The 21,985-nt window shown below is 61.4% G+C and carries 13 protein-coding genes; 4 read left to right on the forward strand and 9 right to left on the reverse strand.

Going from position 1 to position 21,985, the window contains the following annotated elements; genetic code table 11:
* Window positions 1-83: 83 nt before the first annotated feature.
* The 6 genes from KF886_07200 to KF886_07225 all read right to left on the reverse strand — a co-directional run bounded on the left by KF886_07200 (window position 84) and on the right by KF886_07225 (window position 10,811).
* The gene (locus KF886_07200) at window positions 84-2,102 is read right to left on the reverse strand and encodes a TerB N-terminal domain-containing protein (protein MBX3177127.1); all 2,019 of its coding nucleotides are present in this window, start codon (window positions 2,100-2,102) and stop codon (window positions 84-86) included.
* A gap of 201 nt (window positions 2,103-2,303) precedes the next feature.
* Window positions 2,304-7,463 (reverse strand): DNA repair ATPase, encoded by a 5,160-nt coding sequence (locus tag KF886_07205; protein ID MBX3177128.1) that lies wholly within the window; start codon window positions 7,461-7,463, stop codon window positions 2,304-2,306.
* A gap of 68 nt (window positions 7,464-7,531) precedes the next feature.
* Entirely contained in the window at window positions 7,532-9,535 is a 2,004-nt protein-coding gene (locus KF886_07210) for a flotillin family protein (protein MBX3177129.1), read from the reverse strand.
* A gap of 79 nt (window positions 9,536-9,614) precedes the next feature.
* Window positions 9,615-10,265, reverse strand: a complete 651-nt coding sequence (locus KF886_07215; protein MBX3177130.1) for a hypothetical protein — start codon at window positions 10,263-10,265, stop codon at window positions 9,615-9,617.
* A 124-nt stretch (window positions 10,266-10,389) separates the two neighbouring features.
* Window positions 10,390-10,584, reverse strand: a complete 195-nt coding sequence (locus KF886_07220; protein MBX3177131.1) for a hypothetical protein — start codon at window positions 10,582-10,584, stop codon at window positions 10,390-10,392.
* The gene (locus KF886_07225) at window positions 10,581-10,811 is read right to left on the reverse strand and encodes a hypothetical protein (GenBank protein ID MBX3177132.1); all 231 of its coding nucleotides are present in this window, start codon (window positions 10,809-10,811) and stop codon (window positions 10,581-10,583) included. Before KF886_07225 ends, KF886_07220 begins: the two co-directional genes overlap by 4 nt.
* Window positions 10,812-11,336: 525 nt before the next feature.
* Here KF886_07225 and KF886_07230 point away from each other — a divergent pair.
* The 3 genes from KF886_07230 to KF886_07240 all read left to right on the forward strand — a co-directional run bounded on the left by KF886_07230 (window position 11,337) and on the right by KF886_07240 (window position 17,783).
* Complete coding sequence (locus tag KF886_07230) at window positions 11,337-14,126, forward strand: glycoside hydrolase family 78 protein (GenBank protein ID MBX3177133.1); 2,790 nt, start codon at window positions 11,337-11,339, stop codon at window positions 14,124-14,126.
* A gap of 83 nt (window positions 14,127-14,209) precedes the next feature.
* Window positions 14,210-14,899, forward strand: a complete 690-nt coding sequence (locus KF886_07235) for a hypothetical protein (protein ID MBX3177134.1) — start codon at window positions 14,210-14,212, stop codon at window positions 14,897-14,899.
* Complete coding sequence (locus tag KF886_07240) at window positions 14,892-17,783, forward strand: hypothetical protein (GenBank protein ID MBX3177135.1); 2,892 nt, start codon at window positions 14,892-14,894, stop codon at window positions 17,781-17,783. The genes KF886_07235 and KF886_07240 overlap by 8 nt, the downstream gene beginning before the upstream one ends.
* Window positions 17,784-18,947: 1,164 nt before the next feature.
* Here KF886_07240 and tnpA read toward each other — a convergent pair.
* Window positions 18,948-19,400 carry an IS200/IS605 family transposase gene (gene tnpA, locus KF886_07245; protein MBX3177136.1) on the reverse strand — a complete coding sequence of 151 codons (453 nt, stop codon included), beginning with the start codon at window positions 19,398-19,400 and terminating at the stop codon, window positions 18,948-18,950.
* 344 nt (window positions 19,401-19,744) lie between these two features.
* On the opposite strand from tnpA, the gene KF886_07250 reads away from it, so the two are divergent.
* Window positions 19,745-20,686 (forward strand): hypothetical protein, encoded by a 942-nt coding sequence (locus KF886_07250; GenBank protein MBX3177137.1) that lies wholly within the window; start codon window positions 19,745-19,747, stop codon window positions 20,684-20,686.
* Window positions 20,687-20,976: 290 nt separating this feature from the next.
* Here the strand turns inward: KF886_07250 and KF886_07255 are convergent, their stop codons facing one another.
* Entirely contained in the window at window positions 20,977-21,348 is a 372-nt protein-coding gene (locus KF886_07255) for a YciI family protein (GenBank protein MBX3177138.1), read from the reverse strand.
* 62 nt (window positions 21,349-21,410) lie between these two features.
* Window positions 21,411-21,854 (reverse strand): SgcJ/EcaC family oxidoreductase, encoded by a 444-nt coding sequence (locus KF886_07260; GenBank protein MBX3177139.1) that lies wholly within the window; start codon window positions 21,852-21,854, stop codon window positions 21,411-21,413.
* Window positions 21,855-21,985: the final 131 nt, after the last annotated feature.

Consider the following 21,985-nt stretch of genomic DNA (forward strand, 5'->3'; position numbering starts at 1 on the left):
CAGTTGGCGCATTTTTCGAATTTCGGCGTCGCCCCGCGGGATGCGAACGTCCCTTCGCGCCAGTCCTCACACCGGCTGTAAAGTCAATCCCAGTCTTCGTCAGGAGACAGCGCAAGACGGACTGAATCTCCGCCCGAAAACTCACTGGCCCACGCATCAACGCCCCGCACCGCACCCGCCACGAAAACCCCATGCTGTTCGCCCAGCGCAATGAAGTCCGCCTCGGTCCAGTCGGGCCGCCGCAACAGCGCGTAGAGCGCGTCGCGGTAGGGGTCCGGTTCCGCGTCGCGCGTAATCTCGGGGGCCGCCGGCGGCTTGCGCGCATACCAGATCCCGCGCGCGTTGTCCTTCGCGCCCGTCTTCTCCAGGGCCTGCATGGCGATGCCGAGCCGAGCCGCGAAGTCACGCGTCTCGCGCATTAACCCCGCCAGAACCTCCTCCCGCACCGCGCGCGCGCCATCGGGGCCCGGATCGCCTTCGAGCTTCTCCAGCAGGGCGTCCAGGGCTGTCACCGGGATGCGGAAGGCCCGGTACGCGCGGCGCAGCGCGAGGCGCTCTTCGTCGCGGATGCGGAAATTGGCCCCGGCAACCCCCACGAGGAATTTTCCGACTTCCGCGAGCTCGTCCTCCGATAGGATCGCGCGCACGCGCCGCGTGAGGCTCGCCAGCTTCGGCGGATACTTCAGCAGCCGCTTCCGGAGCACGCCGAGCCGGTGCTTGTCGAAATCGTTGAAGTGATACAGCGAATTCACGATTTCCGAGACGTGCAGCACCTCAATGTGGTCCACTTCGCCGTCGGCCTCGGCCATGGCGGCGCCCAGCGCGAGCAGCAGCGCGCCCGCCAGGTACCAGGGCTCCCCCTCCGCGCAGGGCTGCTCGGGCAAACGCACCAGCGCCACACGCTCGCCGCCCTTCCACGGGCGCAGGAGCAGCCGCGGATTCGGCAGCGCCTCGAATCCCGCCGCGCCGGCCGCCGACACGATGCGCTCGCACACCGGAAGCGGCATTGGACCCTTGCCGGGTGTCGCCTGGCCCGCGAGCGCCGCCAGCTTCCGAACGGGAACCAGAATCCGCCCATCGCGGCTCAGATGCGCGTCCACCAGCGCGGTCCACGGCGAATCCGCCGCCTCGCCCGCGCACGCGCGCCAGATCGCCACGAGCGGCTCAAACTGCGCCTGCTCCGCCGCCACATCGGTCGACGTCACCGACCAGAGCTTGCTGAAATGCTCCCAGCTTTGCAGCGCCGGATTCACGGGGCGGTATTTCCACGTGTGGTTCTTTTCCGCGCGCTGGAGGCGCATCCCGGCGCCGAATTCCTCGGTGTAGGCCGCGGTAAAGCACGCCTCGAAGGCCTCGCGGTTCGCCCGGAACGCCTCGACATGCGGGCAGCGCAGGTCCTGCCGCGCGATCTCGAAGGCCAGCGGCGCGGGCAGCGGCTTCTTCCGCGCGTAGAGCCACGTGAGCGCCACGGAAATCGAATCGTTGTGCAGCGGGACCGCGCGCTTCACGAACAGGCGGTCAAACCACGCCGGCTTCAGCTTTTCGATGCCCTTCGTGGCGAAAAGGAAGGCCGCCAGCCGCGACGCGCAGCTGAAAAAGGACGCGTTTCCGTCGTAGTGCTTCAAGAGGCCCATTAGCGCCCGGAGGATATCCTCGGGCTCGCCGCGATCAATGAGCGCATGGCGCTCCAGGCCGTAGAAGTACAAAAACGCGTAGTTGATGTCGCGCAGCGGCCCCCGGCGGCCGGAAGCGAGCCACTTCAGGTAGTTCGCGCGCTGCACGGGGGTCAGGTTCGCGTAGGTCGCCCAGTGCGGAAGCGCCGGCGCCCCGTCAAAATCCGGTTCGCCCACTGGAAGCGCTGTATCGATGCACGACGCCTCCTGTTCCACCGGCGCGCCATCGGATGAGTACAGCATCGGCCGCGCGATGGCATACCCCACGTGCGAGAAGTCCTCCTCCCGCCCATGCCACGCCAGCGCCTCACCGCCGCCGGGCGCCGAAGTCTCCTCCACCAGCGCCCACGGCACCGTCCACCGCTCGTCCACATCATGGAGCGAAGGGGTGTGGGTTGGGGCCGGTTCTGGCGTTGGGGGCTCGGACACTCAATTCCCTTTCAAAGGGCCAAAAGGACGTAAAGGACCGAAGGGACCGAAGGGACCTGAAAACACCCTCTATTTGGGCCGTATTGCGTGGGCCCCCGGCAAAATGCCGCGCCCGTTCACCGGCCCTCAATGATTCACTTCATCCAGGTCCCTTACGTCCCTTTAGTCCCTTAGGTCCCTGTCCTTTTTCAACTGCAACTGTCATTTGTCCTGGAGCTCATCCAACAACACCTGATACCGCTCCAGGTTCTCGTCCATCAACGCCTTCAATCGCTTCATCTCCTCCGTCTGCTCGCGCGTCTCCTTGAAGATGGGCGCGAGCCAGCCCTGCATCAGCTTGAACTGCTCGCTCATCACCCCGACGAGCGCGGCGGGCACTTTCGACACGACGTTCACGGTCGTCGGAACGGGCTCGTGCACGGGCGCGGCTTCCGTTGCCTCACGGGAGGCCGCCATCTGCGCCGCGCCGGATTTCATGGCGGCGGCGATAGATTCGAGGCCGTCGTTAATGCTGCCCAGCTGCACCAGCACCTGGCCCACCGCCTGATCGTCGCCAAGCCCCTTCAGTTTCAGGTTCTTCGTGAAGGTCTTCTTGATGCTGGCCCAGCGCTCCGCCTCGGACTCGCTCAGCTGGCCCGTCAGCTCCTTGAACTTGAGCATGTTCGCCTCGGCTCCGCTCGTGAGCGTCTGTGAATCGCCCTCGTAGCTGCTGTTGATCAGCGTGCGCAGTTCGGCGTCGTTCAACAGATCCAGCACGCGCTCGGCGATGCGGTTCATGTTGCGGTAGGAACCCTGGAGCTTGAACGCGGGCTCCGTGCGGTAGTCCTCGTGGATGCCGGCGGACCGGATGTACTCCTTGTTCACCGTCAGCACGGTGTCCCGCACGAAGAGCAACTTCTTCATCACGTTCACCATGCTGTTGACTTCGTCCAGCGAGAAGCTGCCCTTCAGGTCGATGCCCTCGCGGCTGCCCGTCTGCGCCATGCGGATAATCGCGTAGACGTCGTCCTGGCTGCGCGCCGCGAGCTGGTTCAGCACCGGGTTCGAGGTCAGGCAGTTCTCCAGGTAACTCGTCTCGAAGTCGTCGGCGCTGTCGCCGATGATCTCGCCGAGGTTATACGTGTCGGCGCGGTTGGCCAGCATGTCGGGAATCTGAAACTTCTCGCCGCTTTCCGTGTAGGGGTTGCCCGCCATGACCACGGCCACTTTTTTGCCGCGCAGGTCGTAGGTGCGCGTCCGGCCCTTGTGCACGCCCTCGATCTTCCGCTGCGCGTCGCACAGGGAGATGAACTTCTGGAGGAACTCCGGATTACAGTGCTGGATGTCATCCACATACAGCATCACGTTATCGCCCATTTCCAGCGCGAGGTTCAGCTTCGCCAGCTCCTCGCGCGCGGCGGCGTTCGTCGCTTCGGAGGGGTCGAGCGAGGTAACCTGGTGCCCGAGCGCGGGGCCGTTGATCTTCATGAAGATCAGGCCGAGACGGTTCGCGATGTATTCCATCAGCGTCGTCTTGCCGTAGCCCGGGGGCGAGATCAGCAGCAGCATGCCCGACCGGTCCGTGCGCTTCTGGTCGCCCGCCGCGCCGATCTGCTTGGCCAGGTTGTCGCCGATCAGCGGCAGGTAGACGTTGTCGATCAGCCGGTTCCGCACGAAGGACGTCAGGACGCGCGGCTTGAACTCGTCCAGCCGCAACGCGACGGCCTCGTCCTCCACGAGCTGCTTCTTCCGCGCGACATAGGCCTCGTAGCGCGGCACGGTCTCCTGCCGGTAGGCCGCCAGGCGGGCCATGAACGTATTGTAATTCAGCAGGTACTTCCCGCCCTCCAGGAGCGCGTGGCTGCCCGCCAGGCCCGACAGCTCCGCTGTCGAAGTGGCGTGGATGATGCGGCTGATGTCGTGGTCGCCCGTCAGGATCAACGCGGCGGTTTCATCGACATAATCCCGCTCCACCGCCACGCCCCGGCTCCGGACAAAGGCGCCCGCCCAGTCGCGGCAGAGGAGGAAGGCGCTGTTCGGGTTGGGCCGCGCCTCGTTCAGGGAGGCCTCGAAGCGCGCCGCAAAGTCGTTCTTTTTCAGGTGCATCAGGAAATCCTGATACAGCCGGTCCGCGTTTTCGCTGATGGCCGCGCCGCCGCCGCGCACCAGGATCTCGAACAGGTACCGCGCCGCCTCGCCCGCCCAGATCGGGTCGAAGGCCTCGGTTTCCGCCAGGTACGCATCAATCAGCCCGTGGAGTTCGGCCGTGTAATGGCGCTGCGCCTCCGCGTCGCCGAACAGTTCGCGGATGACGCCGAAGCCCTTCAAGGTGCTTGCTATTCGCGCTTTCGTCTCCTCTTCCCGGAACTGATGCCAGAACACCGACGCCAGCGCGCGGGCGATCGGGTGGAACGCGAGCAGCCCGATTGACGCCTCCATATCGAGCAGCGCGCGAAGGATCAGCGCCGCGTCGTGATCGTGCACGCCCTTTACATAGCCCTCGGAATACCGCGATCCCATGTATTTCTGGATGAAGGCCTGCAACGCCTCCGGGGACATCGCCCGGAGCTCCTCCAGCTCCATCCCGCCCGGCGCACGGGTCTCCTCCAGGATTAAGTAGGCCAGGTACTCGGCCCGGTATACCGAATCGTTCTCCGACATCACCTCCTGGGACCACAGATCGCGCGTGGCCAGGAACGCTTCGTCCCGGATCGGGTCGAAGTAGTTCGTTCCGGCCAGGTGGAAATACATCTCCCCATCGCGCATGACCGTGGTCAGCGCGAGGTCAAACGTATTGACCGTGAATTTGTGCGCGCCGAAGCGGATGACGTTCTCGCCCTCGGTGAACAGGTCCAGCCGGTCCTTGAGCTGGCGGACCGCGTCCTCGCCGATGGTCTTCAGCCGGCTTTGGACGTCATCCAGCTTGACGGTGTCTCCCAGATCCCGCAGCTCGTCGATGATGCCGCGCACCTTCTCGATCATGAGATCGGAGGCAAAGTACGCGTGTATCTCCTCGACTGCCTTGAAGGTCGCCACGCGGCTCTTGATACCGTTCAGGATACGGTCCGCCGCCTGCATGAGGGCCGTCGCGCGCTTGTTCTGGCGCTCCTGGAGCTGGATCTTCCGCGATTCAAACGCGTTGTACGCCTCCTCGCGCTTCTCCGTGAGTTGCATCACGAATTCGTCGAATTCGGCGAAGCGCCCTTCCAGCTCCTCGATCTGCACCATCACCCGCGTGAGGTACTCGTCGCATTTCGGGATGGTGTCGCACAGGTCGATGTAGTTCGCCACGGCCTGATTCAGCAGCTTGATCTGCGAGTTGAACTCGGCGATCCCCTCGGAGCGCCCCAGGTCGCGGGTCTTGTTCTTCAAGTGCGACCGCGTCTTGTTCAGCGTGGCGAAAATTTCCGAAATTGCGTCGATAATCGCCGTGCGCTGGGTCGCGTCCTCAATACGCAGGTTGCTCACGACGTCGATCAGCAATTCCAGGTCCGCCGCCTGCCGATCGATCTCTTCGCCGAGCGCGCGGGCGTCCGACACCTTCTGGAGCCCGTCGATCTTGCCGGCGTGACCCTGAACGGCTTTCTCGTAGGGCGCCAGCGACTCCGGGCGCAGCAGAAACTCGACGCAGCGCTGCCCGAGATCCTCCGCCAGCCCCGCCAGCCCCTCCTGAAGCGCCTCCACGGCGGGCAGGTCCATGTATTTCACATCGCGCAGGGCGATGATGCGCCCCCGGCACGCGCGCACGCCCGCGAGCGAGTCCACAAAGTCGTGGATACTCTCGAACAAACGCGCGCCCGCCGCTTTCGTGATTTCGTCGGCCTCGGCGGCGGCGGCGGCGAGCTGTTCTTTCGCGTTCCGCCGCGCGTTGGAGACCTTCTCGAATTCGCTGATCGCCGCCTGGCCGGCATCCCGGATGGCGCTAAGGTCGACCTTCAGATTGAAGGTTTCCTCGTTCCCGATCCAGTGGTACACGTCAAACATGACGCTGATTTTCTTGACGATATCGCCGTAGAGATTGGCGTAGCTATCCTCCTTGGCAATGAGATTCAGCACCTCGTTGCAGTCCGCCATGCCGCGGACAATATCCTTGTTGCCAATTTTGAACAGCATGGAGTCCGACTGCTCGGCAACGGGCAGGTCCGCGCTGCGGTAGGGCGTCTGCCAGATCTGCAGGGCGTGATTCCGCTGGGCTTCCGGCGCCGCCTTGAAATAGATCATCTCGCCGTTCTTGAAGATGGAGTATCCGTTGCAGGGAATCGGCGTGTCCACGGTCTGCGTGATCACGTTGTAGGAAAGCAGGACGTAGTCGCCCTTCTCCCGGTTGTAGAAGACGAACAGATAGTCCTCCCCGTTGCTGGAGGGGAGCCGCTTTTCGAAGAGCATGTCCCGGTAGCCGCCGCCGAAGGACTTCTGCTCGCCGGTCTGCAAAACGTACCCGTTGGCGTGGATGATCCCGTGCTCCTCGGGAAGCAGCACGCAGGATTCCTGGATGGCGTCGATCCGGTAGACCTTCTGGTTCTTCTCGCAGAAGACCAGGTAGCGCCACGCATTTTCCTGGTACGGCCGGATCTTGAGCAGGATCAGGTTCCCCACGATCGCGTAGAAGAACTCCGCATCGTCCAGCGTCTGGTCCTTGTCCTCCACCGGCTCCTGATAGATGCCGAGGCCGCTTTCGGTGTTGTTCTCCACCTTCACCGTCAGGTCGCCGCCCACGGTTTCGACGAACACCCGGTCTTCGATGGAGACGTGCGGGTGGCGCCCCTGGTAGTGCATGTCGCGGTGGGTGCGCTTCCACTCGAACTCGTGTTGCGGCGGAAAGCGGTACTCGTGATCGCTGCGGTTGTCCATATACCGCAGCGCGTCGCCGTCCACGGCCCACTTGAAGACCTTCACGTCCGTGACGTTCTTCCCCACGCGGAACACCATGAACAGGTGCGGGCCGATGAAGGAGAACTTGGCGAAAACGGTGTTCTTGTAGTACTTGAACAGCTCCTGGAAGTCCCGCGCGAAGGTCTCGTCGCCGATCAGGTCGAGGGGCTCGCGAACGAGCGTGCGCCCGTCGAGCCGGTAGACCGAGAACACGTCCTCCAGCGCGATCTGCGACTTCAGGCCGATGTGCACGTTGTACCCGAAGATAAACCGGTCGCCGATCGGCGCCATATCCCGCGGAATGCAGCTGTGATCGGTCGTAATGTGCTCGGTGGCGAGCAGCTTCGTCTCGATCGCGCCGAAAACGGCCTTCCGCGCGGCGTTGAGCTTTTCCAGCCGCTCCTGGAGCGCCTTCCCGCCTTTCGCGAGGCGGTTGCGTATGATTTCATACGCGCCCGCCTCCAGGCTGTCGCCGCCCGCTCCGTCGAGCGCGTCGGGGGCCGGAGCCATCTTTTCCACTTCAGCCATGGGTGCATCTCCCTCGTGATTCCATCACGCGAACCTCGGGCCTGCGCCCATCAGAGGATCTGGCTGAGTTTCTTCTTGCTGAAGCCGAACTGCTTCGCCAAGCCGGCGAGGATGTCGAACTCGCCCTCGTCGGCTTCGGATTCGGCAAGCCCGCGCATCTTGTTGAGCAGCGCCGCGACGGACAGGTTCTTCACGTCCTCGCTGCCGATGCCAAACTGCTGCGTGAACTGCTCCATCCGCGCCTTGAAATAGGCCGGATCGCCGTTGAAGAAGGTATTCTTCACGTCGGTCAACGCGCGGCTGTTGTCCACCAGGCGATCGACGGACTTCCCGTTGGTGATCGCGCTCGTGATCTTGTCGAAGAACTGCGCCTCGCCGCCGACGATGTCGATCCGGGCGCTCTTGAGGGCCTCTCCCAGGATGGCCGCCTGCTGGCGCGCGATCTCTTCCTGCGCCGCGATAGCCGCCAGTTCGATGGCCTTCGTCTTTTCCAGGTTGAGCTTGAACTCCTCGTGCTCGCGGCCGACCTCGTTGAAGAGCTTCATCGCCTCGGCCTTGTCCGTGATGCCCTTGGCGTCGGCCTCGAACTTAAGCTGCATCACCTCGGCTTCCGCCTCGCCCTGCTTCTTCGTCGCCGCCGCGCGCGCTTCCAGGCCCCTCGCCTCGGCGACGGCCTTGCTCTCGATCACCGCCGCCTCCGCCAGGCCCGCCGCCGCCTGCTCCGCCGTCACGCCCTCGGCCAGCAGCTTCTTGCCCACCGCCTCGCGCTCGCTCGCGTCGCGCAGCGCCTCGGCCGAAATGACCTGCTCTTCCGCGCTGAACCGGGCCGCGTCGCGGCGCGCCTCGGCCGCCTTGATCTCCTTGACGAGGGCTTCCTGGGCATTCTGCTCGGCCGCCGTAATCGCGACTTTCTTGGCGCGTTCGGCGGTCGCGAATTCCTGCGTGTCCTTGATGCGCTCCTGCTCCTCGACCACCGCCCGCTCGACGATCACCCGCTCGCGGATCACGTCCTGGATCGCCTTCTTCTCCACCTCGATGGCCTTGTCCTTCTCGATGGCCGCCAGCGCCACCACGCGCTCCCGTTCCGTCGCTTCGAGCATGCGGTCCTTCTCCACGCGCTCCTTCTCCACCTGGTCCGTGCGCTCCTTGTTGCGCAGCGCCACGATCACCTGCCGGTCCTTGTTCTCGTTCGCGATCGCCACCTCTTCCTCGGTGGTGATCCGCGCGCGCTCGGACTTCAGGCGCTCCTCTTCCTTGATTTTCGCGGCCTCGGCCTGCTCGCGCGCCTGCACGGACTCGATCTCGCGCAGCTGCTTCGCTTCCGCCTCCGCCTGCTGGCGCTCCAGCTCCAGGATCGCCTCCCGCGCCTCCACGTCCTGCTTCTTTATGATCTTTTCCTTGTCGCGCGTGATGCTGTTCGCCAGAATCTGCTGCTGCGCGGTCAGGTCCGTGATCTTCTTGATGCCCTCGGAATCCAGGATGTTGTTCGGATCCAGCTGGTTCATCGGCGTCTGTTCGAGGTAGTCGATCGCCGCGTCGTCCAGCACGTACCCGTTCAGGTCCCGACCGATAATATTGAGGATCTCTTCCTTGAACTCCTCCCGCGACGTGTACAGCGCGATGAAATCAAACTTCTTGCCCACGGTCTTCAGCGCTTCGGAAAACTTCGCGTCGAACAGCTCCTCCAGCTTCGACTCCTCCGACGCGCGCGCCGCGCCGATGGACTGCGCCACCTTGAGCACGTCTTCCTCGTTGTTGTTGACGCGCACGAAGAACGCCACCTTGATGTCCGCGCGGACGTTGTCCTGGCAGACCAGGCCTTGCGCGCCGTGCCGGAAGATCTCGATGCGCCGCACGGAGATGTCCATGACCTCATGCTGGCGTATCAGCGGCAATACGATTGCCTTCGAGAAATGCACCGAGGGCTTGCTGCCGCCGGTGATAATGAGCGCCGTGCCCTGTTCGACCTTCCGCCAGCATTTGATCACCATCACCATAATGGCGACCGCAATGACGCCCACGAAGAGCGCCACTATCCCAATGAGTCCCTGCATTTTCAAACCCTCCAGTATCGATCCGTTGGTGAGTAGTTGTTGTCAATCCGGGGCCGGAGCCCGCCGCCGTCGCGATGCCCTATACCGCGTCTGGCTCCGTCTTATTCACGCTTCCTTCAAAGGGAGCGATAATGTACGTTCCATCTTCCTCCCGCGCGACCACCACCGCCTCGTCTCCTTTACGCATGGTGACGCCTTCGCGGGTCTTCACGTTGAGCAGCAGCGGGGCCCCCTTCATCGGCAATTCCGCCTGCCCGCGCTTCGGCGTGGCCTCCAGCGAGGCCACCACGCACAATTGCCCGATAATCTGAACCGAATCGCCCGACTCGTCGAACAAGTTTTTGAGCAACGGCACGAACGGCTTCAGCGAAAACCTGGTGAGCACCAGCCCGGCCAGGAAAATCGGCACAAAAAGCACCGCCGCCAGCAACAGGCTCGCGTTGCCCGTGTAGTAATTGGTGAGAATCGACAGGCACCACATGGAGACGCTCAGCACGGAAACCACCAGGGTGACCGGCACATCGGCGGCGTACACGAACCGCATCACGGCCCCCAGGCCGAGGCAACCGCTGCCGTCGGCGTCCACGTCGCCATCCCCCAGATCGAAATCCAGCAGATCGGCCCCGATCGCGCCCGCGATGTAAGTCAGCCAGTACAACCCGCAGAGACCAAACAGGATGGTGTACGGCAAATTTACCGGCCGGATGGCCTCTTGAAGCACCTCAATCATGCCCTGCACTCCCAAGATACGCAGTCCCGAATACCTGAGGGACGCCATAGTGGCACGACAACACGCCACCGGTCAACAGGTGCGCACGTGTTCCCGTGCAGGGAGTACCGTATTGCCCCTGAGTTTATTCGATCGCGATGACTTCCAAGGATTCGGCCAGCGCGCTGTCCGAGGGCGCGAAGGCGCACTGCGTCATGGGACAAGTGGCCCGACCGGCGGTGTGATTGTCCATAAACCACCGGTGGGCGGCGTCGTGGTGAAGGTGAGTAGGCCTGGCAAGCGCCAGCAGAACGTTCACGTCGAGCAGGGCGACGCTCAATCCTCTTCCTCGACCCGATGCATGTCCTCAATCGAAATGGGACGCGCCCCCGGGGCCACCCGGAACATGGGAAACCCCGTTTCGGGCCGCCGGTCAAATTCGGTCGTGGACGCAAGCCCCTGCCGCGCCAGATCGGTAAGAACCCGGCCAAGAGACACGGACCTTGCCCGCGCGAGTTCGCGCGCTACTTCCAGCAAGTCGTCATCTATAGTTACCGTGGTCTTCATAGTTGTAACACTTTAGCCGTATGAAATGGCGCCAGCCCATTCTTGTCATGCCGCGATACTACGACGAGAGCGCGCAAGGCTGGGAGCGCAGGCGTCCCCGCCTGCAATGCACCAGAGGTGCATGGCGTGTTGGCAATATCGGCACATTTGATCGGGGAGACGATCATACCCGAACTACCGCTGTTTAACAGATTCGCGCCTCCGGCGCGTTGCGGGCGGGCCGCCCGCGCTCCCATTCGTCCGCACTTCCGTTGCGGCGCAGGATTGTGTCGTCGAGGAATCAAGCCAGCTTCATTCCGCTAGAAGATTACTCATAGTTCAACTTTCCCACAGCCTCTCCGGGGTTGTCAAGATGCCCTGGGGCTTCCGCCGCCCGGCTTCGGCCTCCGTTGCGCCCCTTTTCCGGCTGCTCCCGATGCGGTACTATATGCCGTGAAAATGCACCGTTCCGCACCCATAGGAAATGAAATCATGCTCCATCGCCGCGCCTTATGCTCGCCCACTTCAGCCCTCGCGCTTCTCGCCATGCTTGTTTCCACAGCCGCCGCCACTCTCACCCCCGAGCGCCTTCGCTGCGAGTACCTGGAGAATCCCCTCGGCATCGACGTCGCCGTCCCGCGCCTCTCCTGGATCGTCACCTCCGGCGAACGCGGACAGCGCCAGACCGCCTGGCAGATTCAGGCGGCCTCCACCCCGGAAAAACTTGCCGCGGGCGATGCCGATCGCTGGGACTCCGGCAAGGTGGAGAGCGACGAAACCCTCCACATCCCCTACGGCGGCGCGCCGCTGCATTCCCGCGCGCAGGTCTTCTGGCGTGTCCGCGCGTGGGACATGAACGGCGCCCAGGGCGAATGGAGCGCTCCCGCCGCGTGGTCCATGGGCCTGCTGGACAAGGCCGAATGGACGGCGGCGTGGATCAGCTTCAAGGACGACACGCCCTTCGATGCGTCGCAGGAGAAGATGGTCCTGCCGCCCGCGCGCTATTACCGCAAGGACTTCGCCGCGCCGAAGGAGATAAAGCGCGCCACCATCTATGCCACGGCGCTCGGGATCTACGAATTCTCCCTGAACGGCGAACGCATCACCGACCAGCTATTCGCGCCCGGCTGGCCGGACTACCACCAGCGCGCCTACTACCACACCTACGACGTCACAACCCGCCTCCAGCAGGGCGACAACACCTGGGGCGCCATCCTCGCGGACGGCTGGTACAGCGGCTACCTGGGCTACGGCCTCCTTGTGGGCTACGGCCCCAACAAATCCGGCCGCGCCTTCTACGGCAAGACCCCCGCCTTCCAGGCGCAGCTCGAAATCGAGTATGCCGACGGCTCGAAGGAGATCGTCATCACCGATCCCACTTGGAAAACCGCTACGGGACCGATCCTGATCGCGGACATGCAGATGGGCGAGACCCACGACGCGCGCCTGGAAATGCCCGGCTGGGATGCGCCGGGCTTCGACGACGCCGCCTGGAAATCCGCCATCCACGCCGAGGACAACGGCAGCATCCGGGTCCCCTATTGGGATCAGGGCGGCGGCAAAACCGTCGAGCTCGGTTTCCAGGAGCCGCCGGTCTACCAGTCCCACCCCGGCGTTCCCATCCGCCCGATCGAACGGATCGCCGCGAAATCCATCAACGAGATCGAATCCGGCGTCTACATCGTCGACTTGGGCCAGAACATCTCCGGCGTGGTCGAATTGAAGGTCAAGGGTCCCTCCGGGACGCGCGTCCAACTGCGCCACGGCGAAATGCTCCATCAGGACGGCACGCTCATGACCGAAAACCTCCGCAAGGCCCTGGCCACGGACGTCTATATCCTCAAGGGCGACCCGGACGGCGAAACCTGGCGGCCCCGTTTCACCTTCCACGGCTTCCAGTTCGTCGAGGTGACCGGCCTGCCCGAAGCGCCCACGCCCGACACCGTCACCGGCGTGGTCATCCATTCTGACACCCCGCTCCGCAGCCAGTTCGCCTGCTCCGACGACATGGTCAACCAGCTCTTCAGCAATATCGTGTGGACCCAGCGCGCCAACTTCCTCGAACTGCCCACGGACTGCCCCCAGCGCGACGAACGCCTCGGCTGGACCGGCGACGCCCAGATCTACGCCCGCACCGCCACGATCAACGCGGATGTGGGCGCCTTCTTCACCAAGTGGATCCAGGACCTCGAAGAGGCCCAGAAGCCCAACGGCGCGTACCCCGAGTACGCGCCCCACCCCATGAACCACGGCCGCGACGGCATCTCCTGGGGAACCGGCTGGATGGACGCAGGCGTCATCGTGCCCTACGCCGTCTACCAGGCCTACGGCGACACCCGCGTCATCGAGCGCCACTACGACGCCATGGCCCGCTTCATGGAATTCCGCCGGAGCCTCGCGCCCGACTTCCAGGGCGTCTTCACCGGCAACGACTGGGGCGACTGGCTCTCCCTCAGCAAGACCCCCATCGAATACATCGATGCGTGCTACTTCTACTACACCGCCAGCCGCATGGCCGAAATGGCCGACGCCATCGGCAAGACGGAAAACGCCGCGAAATATCGCGACTGGATGAGACAAATTCAGGCCCGCTTCGTCAAGAACTACCTGAACGACGACGCCAGCCTGGCCGTGCGGACCCAGACCGCCTACGCCGTCGCCCTCAACGTGGGCATCCTCCCCGAGGGCCAGCGCGGGGCCGCCGGCGACCGCCTCGCCGCACTCATCGCCGAAGAAAACCACGCCATGAGCACCGGCTTCATCGGCACCCATCCCCTCCTCCCCGCCCTCACCGACACCGGCCACCACGACCTCGCCGTCCGCCTCCTCCAGAACCGAAAATATCCCTCCTGGGGCTTCCCCGTCGTCAACGGCGCAACCACCGTGTGGGAGCGCTGGAACAGCTACACCATCGAGGGCGGCTTCGTCGCCGGCATGAACTCCTTCAGCCACTACGCCTTCGGCGCCGTCTGCGAATGGATGTTCACCGACCTCGCCGGCATCGACACCGACGGCCCAAGCTACAAACACATCATCCTCCGCCCCGGCATCCCGAGTGCGGGGAGCAATCCGGATTTCGCCCCGATTGAATGGGTCGAAGCCGAGTATGACTCGATTCGAGGGAAGATTAAGGTGGCGTGGAAGAAGACGGAGTCGGGATTGGAATGCAACGTGACGATACCCGCGAATACGACGGCGACATTGGAGCTGCCTGTCGGCGAGGGTGCGGTGGTGACCGAGGGTGGGAGGGCGTTGGCGGAGGCGGGGATTGCGGTGGAAAGTGATGGGAAGATGAGGCTGGCGGCGGGAAGTTATCAAATTGTACAGTCGAATTGATCGTATCGAGAAGGCTTCACCCTAACGTATACGTTCCTTGCACAGTGGAGACTACTTGGTCGCATCTCAGAGGGAGGCTATTAGTGAGAACTGAAGGAAAACTGAATCACCAACCTCAGGAGGCGATTGTGGGGAGCCTGCGCGGGCAGCAGAGGGCACTCTACGAGGCCTTCACGGATCGTGACCGTCGATTGGCCAGAATCTATCTGGGCAGCCTTCAGATACTCGACTCCGAAAACTGCAATAGACTCGCTCTCGCAGCGCATGGCATTCGCGAGCTACTGACGGAGCTGCCTCAACACTTCAAGGTAGACCTAAAAGCGTATAAACAGAATCTTGGGAGCAAAGTTCGGGAACTTGAGGATGCTTGGGCAACGGTCTCGTCCAAGAGCAACTGCATAGAATCATGTAAGTGGTCGGGTGAGATTGATGGACCTCTTTCAAAATTCCTGACACAGATGCACACTTTCATTGATTGGGTAAGAGTACATATGCCCCGACGCAAGGACGAAGCCGCAGAGACGCTATTCGCATTAGACCCTGCTCGAGGTCGACTACCGAAGGACATAGAAAGAATCCATGTGGACCTTTGGTTCAAGTTGCGCGACTACTTCGTCGGCATTGCCCATCATGGCGGTGACCCTTCCTGGGATGAGTTTTCCCAATATCTAGACGAACTCGAACGATTCCTGCTTGACAGGCTATCGCCCCGAACGTTTAGTGATATGGACGAAATCGATTCGCTCATAGCGCACGGTGAATCAAATGATTAACCAAGCCACTATCGATAGAGCTGTCGACCTTATCGGCAAGGGCTATAGTCAATACGATTATTTCTTTTCAAATTTATCCTCACCGGAGTGGATTCTTCCGCTTCGAGAAAAGGGCTTTTTCTCCAACCCACTTTCAACAATCCGAAGAGACGGGAGCGAATACTGGCTTCGTTGGCCGGAGTCTCGGTACTTGGCACGAATAGCCGCATCAGGACCCCAAGAAGTTCTTACCGCCTTCCAAGGAATTCCAAAAACGGACAACCCATTCATTCACGCAGACATCGTAGAAGCAGCCCTCAAGATCCCAGCAGATATGGCTGCACCGTTGACAAGAATAGAATGTGAGTGGTTGAAGACGCAAAGCTACCTAGGCACATTTGCTGAGGATTATGGAGCTTTGATTTCCCATCTTGCGAAAGGTGGTGAGGTCACGCAGGCGTTAGAGTTTGCACAGGTATTGCTCGATATTATACCGGATCCAAGATTTGTAGATGCCGATGTGAACTCTGATGCTGATGCCGACGCCGAGTTTGGAATTCCCTCCTCCCCGCGCCCCAAGCCGAGGCTTCGAGATTGGTACGAAAAAGTGCTAGGGACCAATGTGCCGGACTTGGTGGCAGTGGCAGGTATCGATTCTGTGAGGCTGTTTTCCAACCTCCTGGCGAAGGCAATAAGGCTTTCACACAGAGATCCGAGCTCTCTCCAGCCGAACGACCATTTGGACTTTCAATTGCCGAATCTGGAGGAGCTCGATGAAGTATCCAGAGGAGACACCAGGGTTCTACTCGCGAAGACCTTGCTTCAAGTAGTCGAGCAGGCTGTGTCCCAAAACCTAAACAATCTTGCAAAGGTACTAGAGATTCTAGATTCCAACAATTGGAATATCTTCACTCGCATTGCTCTGTATACATTGACAAGAGTAACCGAATCAGTTCCTGCTCTCTGCAGAAGATACGTACTCGATCCAAAGTTATTCCAAAATGGTGGGATTGAGAGCGAATACTTCAACCTTTTGCAAGGCTCTCTTGCATCGATGTCTAAAGACGAGCGCAATACTCTTTTTCGCTGGATTCAGAACGGCCCGCCCGACTTGCCGGCCTATATGTCGGACGGTCAGGAGGAGAAAGAAAGATATGTCAAATCTTGGAAGTGTCGCCGCTATCACGTCTGCCGAGAACATATTTTTGGAGAATACGAAGTTGAGTACAGTCGACTCCTCGAAGAAGTAGGCTCGGAAGGTACCGCTACCTTTCAGAGGCCACCGAAGATTTGCCATACATGGTTCGGACCACTTGGCCCTTGCACGCCCGAAGAGCTTGGTGAGCGCACTGACGCGGAAATCATTCAATATATATCCACGTGGATACCGAAGAGCAATTTGATGGAGCCTACTATAGAGGGGTTGGCTCGTACGCTCAGAACCGCTGTCGAACGCGATGGTCAGAGATTTTCGCAGATGGCCGAACAATTAATTGAGCTCGATCCGACCTATGTTCGGGCGTTATTTGGAGGACTTGAAAATGCCATCAAGAAAGCGTCCTACATCACTTGGGGAGCAGTACTGAAACTGGCTCAGTGGGTTGTGGAGAAGCATGGAGACGAACCTGATACGGACGACTATACTGGAGATCGTGACCCCGGGTGGAGTTGGACTCGAAAGCGCATTGCGTCACTGCTTGAGACTGGGCTCAACCCATGCGAGTCGGAGATACCGTTCGAGCATCGCCAGGATGTTTGGGTTGTTCTAGAGACACTCTGTGAAGACTCTGACCCAACGCCCGAGTACGAAGCAGAATATGGGGGAACGAATATGGGGCCAATAAATCTATCCCTCAACGTCGTCCGAGGCCGGGCAATCAGCGCCGCCATTGGTTATGCGTTGTGGGTCAAACGGCATCGTCTGGCCGGCCTAGAAGAGGACGGAGCCGCCGTCAGCTGGGTTGAGCAGATACCAGAGGTGTTTTCCGTCTTGGAATGTCACCTGGACCCCAAAAAGGACCCCTCACCCGCGATACGCTCAAACTATGGGCAGTATATTCCGCAACTCATTTGGCTAGATGAGGGGTGGACAAGAGCTAATGTATCGAACATCTTTGGGATCAGCAGAAGAACTACTCTCGAGGAAAGCGCATGGAGTGCCTTCATGTATTTCTGCCAACCAAGCACTAAATTACTCGGTGTACTCGCACCAGTCTATCGATACGCGGTCGAGCATCTGGCCCCATCACCTGATGAGAACGCTGACGGCTTCGACCAGGGCGCAAGACTTGGGCAGCACCTAATCACCTACTACGTATGGGGAATACTGGAGAACGCCAATATCGAGGGCATGCTGTCTCAATTTTTCAAGAATGCAGAAGACCGGCTAAGAAGCGAAGCCATTGACTATGCAGGCGAATTCTCTAACGGGTGCCCGGAGGACGAACTGCCCAAATTGAAAAGTCGTCTCATGCATCTTTGGCGTGACAGACGAAAGATTATTGACGATGCTCCTGATGTTGACAAGTACAAAGAGGAAATCTCCGCATTTGGATCTTGGTTCGTTTCCGATGCATTTGAAGAAGACTGGGCATTGGATCAACTGGTTTGGGCCTTGCAGTCCTCAAAGAAAGTTCGTTCCGCTCACCTAGTTGTGAAGAGGCTTTCCAATTGCTCGGATCAAGACTTACCTGCGGCACTGATTTGCTTGAAATCAATGATGGAAGGAGATGAGCAGGGGTGGGAAATCTCCAGCTGGCGAAAAGATGTAAAGCGCTTGTTGCGGAAGTGTCTTGATAGCGAGTCTCAAGACTTGTCAGCGCGAGCCGAGAACGTCATTCACTGGTTGGGTGCTCGAGGCTTGTCGGAATATCGAAGTCTTCTTACCAAAGCAGACTCGCCATAGCGAATCGTCACCCGTTCCCAAGCTCTGTTTCGAAGCCTATGTCGCCCCTCCGGGACTTATGTGGCGGGGATGGGCCTTGATCCCAGGACTTGCTTCGCTGCGCCCTGGGCTACGATATGCCGCCACTTCGTGGCTAAGAAATGTTATTCACTCATTCCCAGGCTCCGCTTGGGAGTGCAGTTCCCGAAGCTCCGCTTCGAAGGGCCGTAACGCGTCTGTGTCGCCCCTCCGGGACTTATGGGGCGGGGATGGGTCTTGATCCCAGGACTTGCTTCGCTGCGCCCTGGGCTACGATATGCCGCCACTTCGTGGCTAAACCGGCGCTCGACGTCCAGTTGCTGGTGAGTGGTCGAGAGATTACGCTCTGGCCTACAGCACGCCCTGATGGGAGCCGTACCCCCAACCGAACGGCCAGCGCAGGAATCCGCGCCGAGGGGTCGCATTGCGGAAACCATGCGCTGCCCACACGCCCATCCCCCATGGAGGCCAACGCAAGAATCAGTCGCGAGGCAGCGCCATATACACTCGTTCCCAGGCTCCGCTTGGGAATGCAGTCCCCCAAGCTCTGCTTCGGAGGGCCGCAACGCGCCTATGTCGCCCCTCCGGGACTTATGGGGTGGGGATGGGCCTTGATCCCAGGACTTGCTTCGCTGCGCCCTGGGCTACGTTATGCCGCCACTTCGTGGCTAAGAGATGGTCGTGGCGGGGCACCCACAAGCCTTTGCGGCGAAGCCGCAGAGCTTGAGGGTGGCACCCTCGGGCTGCCGATGGTGATTGCGGTCGGGGTTGCGCTCGAGAACCGGGTTTATGATGTGAGGCTTGGATTCTGCTGGCGACTCCGGTGGGGAAATACCCCTTGAACCTGGCTGTGCGACATTCCGCGCGATCGTACGCCACGGTCGACGGGGCCTGGGTGCATCAGGGCTATCGATCGGGGTACGTCCCTTCGCGCCTTCCCCCGCTCTGCTTAGAAACGCGGACCCCGAAGGGTCGCAATGCGGAAACCATACTCGGCCCACACCCCGTCACCCAAGGGGGCCAACGCAAGAATCAGTCGCGAGGCGGCGCCATATCGTAGCCCAGTGGCGAGCGTAGCGAGTCCTGGGTCACCCGCGCACAGCGCCTAAGAAAGTCCCAACGGGGCGGCATAGGCCCCGCGTCCGTTCAGTCCCAGATGTACTGCGGATCGTATTCCACCTCGTGGGCTTTCAAGAATCCCAGGTACTCCGCCTTAAACGTGTATTTGGCGTGATGGACCTCCTGGTTCTGGACGTATCGATAAACGGTTTCCTTCTGGCTCGCACTCACGGTGAAGGCGCCGTAGCCCGCCTGCCACGCGAAATCGGAGAGCGCCGGCCAGGTGCGGTGAATCCAGCCGGAGCTGTTGGATTTGATTTCGGACAGTACGTTCTTGAGTGCGTGGTTCTGGCTCAATTTCACCAGAAGGTGAACGTGGTCTTCGGTGCCGTTGATGATGAGGGGGATGCCGTCCACGCCCTGCACCGCGCCCGCGAGGTAGCGGTGCACGTCCCCGCGCAGATTGGGCGTAAGAAATCGTACGCGGCCCTTGGTAGAAAAGACAAGGTGGTAGATGAGATTGCAGTGTGTCTGTGACATGGTGGCCTCCCGTGATGTGCGCCATTGCAGTATAGTGTTGTTTTTGGAGTTTACCGATGGGAGGAGGCGTGAATCCAGAACGCGCCTATGTCGCCCCTCCGGGACTTATGGGGCGGGGATGGGCCTTGATCCCAGGACTTGCTTCGCTGCGCCCTGGGCTACGTTATGCCGCCACTTCGTGGCTAGGAAATGCTATTCGATGGCCCAGTGGCGAGCGAAGCGAGTCCCCTCCCCCTCGCCACAAACTTGTGCGCCGGCCCCGCGCTGTTAAACAATATCCCTGACACGCCGCAATGCGCGCGCCGCCCGAATCAATGCGCCGCGCCTTCTACGAAGGAATCCCCATGCGAATTGCCCTGACACTCGCCGCGCTCCTCCTGGCGCTCGCCCCACGCGCGGAGGCCGCCGAGGGCCCAAAGATTGTGAAGCTGGGGACGATTGACGTGGACCTGGTGGAGACGACGCCGGTGGTGTTTAACGGGCGGGTGTACCGGTACGAGTATGTTCGGGAGCGGTACAAGCCCAACACGACGGGCGATTCGTATTCACGTTTCGTCGACCATGTCACGGGCGAGGCGACGCCGGCCTTTGCGGGGGGCTATCACCTGGGGAGCGCGTTTGTGGATGGCGACACGGCGATTGTGACGGCGGTGGATATCTGGGATGGCGAGAAGGTCGAGGTGTTCGTGTCGAAGGACCTGGAGACCTGGGAGCAGTGGACCGCGCTGGACCTGCCGGGGTACGGGATTTTCAATACGTCGCTTTGCAGGGACCCGGAGGGCTACCTGCTGATGTTTGAGGTGGGCAAACCCGAGGAAGTGGCGGGGGTGCGGTTCACGGCGCGGTTTGCGCGGTCGAAGGACCTCCGCACGTGGGAATTGACGCCGCCGGAGTGCACCTATTCCAAAGACCGGTACACGGCGCCGCATTGCCTGCGCTACCGGGACGGGTACTATTACAACTTCTACCTCGAGTCGATGCGGGGCGGCTACGCGCAGAGCGTGGTGCGTTCGCGGGACCTCATAAACTGGGAGCGTACGCCGGCGCATCCGTTCCTGATGTGGGGCGACGAGGACAAGCGGATTGCGAACCCGAATTTGACGCCGGAACAACGGGCGGAGATCGCGTTGGCGGAGAACCGGAACAACTCGGATTTCGACTATTGCGAGTTTGAGGGCAAGCTGATTGTCAACTACTCGTGGGGGAATCAGCGGGGATTGGAGTTTCTGGCGGAGGCCCGGTTTGACGGGACGGAGGCGGAGTTTCTGGCGGCGCTGTTTCCTTGATGGGGTTGGGGGAATGGCAGGGACTGCAGGGACATCAGGGACTGCAGGGACGGCAGGGACGGCAGGGACTGCAGGGACGGCAGGGACTACAGGGACGGCTGACGCTTTTCACGGGTACAGCCGTTCATGGCGCTTCGTGTCACCCGTTAATGATGAAATACCGCTGCTGACTGTTGGCGCTCTTCTGGAGTCTCGCACGCTCAAGCCTTCGCGGCGGAGCCGCGGAGCTTGAACGTGGCACCCATGGCTCCCTTTGAAATTTCGGAGCAGGCACGCGGGAGCCCGTCCCCTCAGCCGTAGCGGCGCTCTGTGCGGAGTTCTTCCTCGATCGGGCGCACTTCAATCGTGCCGAGTTGGGCCGAGGGCCATTTTTCGGCGATCTTGAGGGCTTCGTCGAAATCGGCGGCTTCGATGAGGAAGAAGCCGCCGATCTGTTCCTTGGTTTCGGCGAAGGGGCCGTCGGTGATGGCGGTTTTGCCGTCGCGCACGCGGACGGTGGCGGCGGTCGTGGCGCTCTGGAGCGGGTGCGCGGTGATGAGGCGCTGGTTGTCGAGCAGGAACTGGACGTAATCAAGGGTCTGCTGGCGGAGGGCCTGCCAGTCCTCCGGGGGCATGTCGTGGAACAGGGCTTCCTCTTCGTAGGCGATACACATGAATTTCATCATTCGGCTCCCTTGCGCTGCCCGCGCTGCTTACCCCGCATATTCTACCTGAATGCGGGGCGCTATGCCTCCCGGGCAAAGACCGCCTGGTTCGTGTACGGGTCGAAGGGCACGGAGCCGTGTTCGTGGACGATTACCCAGGCATTGCCGCGGCGCTCGAAGATGGCGGTGGCGCGGAGAAGGGTCTGGGCGGCGGGGTGATCGACGGGCAGGTCGACAAAGCGCCAGAGCCAGTGCGCGGCGGCCATGCCGGGGCCGGCGAAGACGCGCAGGTCTTCGGAGACAATCCGGAATCCTTCGGGCATGTGCGGGAAGCACTGCTCCCAGCCCTGGCGGAGGATTTCTCGGCCCCGCGCGACAAAGGGCGGGATGGCGTCAAAATAGACGAGGTCATCGGCGTAGAAATTCAGGATGGCGTCAACATCCCGGGAGGCAATGGCGCGGTCGCGCTCCTGGATGATCGTGCGGACTTCTGCTTCGGTGGTGGTTTCGGCGGTGGTGGACATGGGAAGGCTCCTTTGTGAATATCATTTCCTATCTTGTTATATCGACGAACGGGGCCTTCAAGACAGGACATAACGGGGGGAGGGCGGTGTGACCCCGGCCGGGACGCACCTCCGCGATCGGGTTTTTGTCG

The sequence above is a fragment of the Candidatus Hydrogenedentota bacterium genome (assembly GCA_019637335.1).
GTDB lineage: Bacteria > Hydrogenedentota > Hydrogenedentia > Hydrogenedentales > JAEUWI01 > JAEUWI01.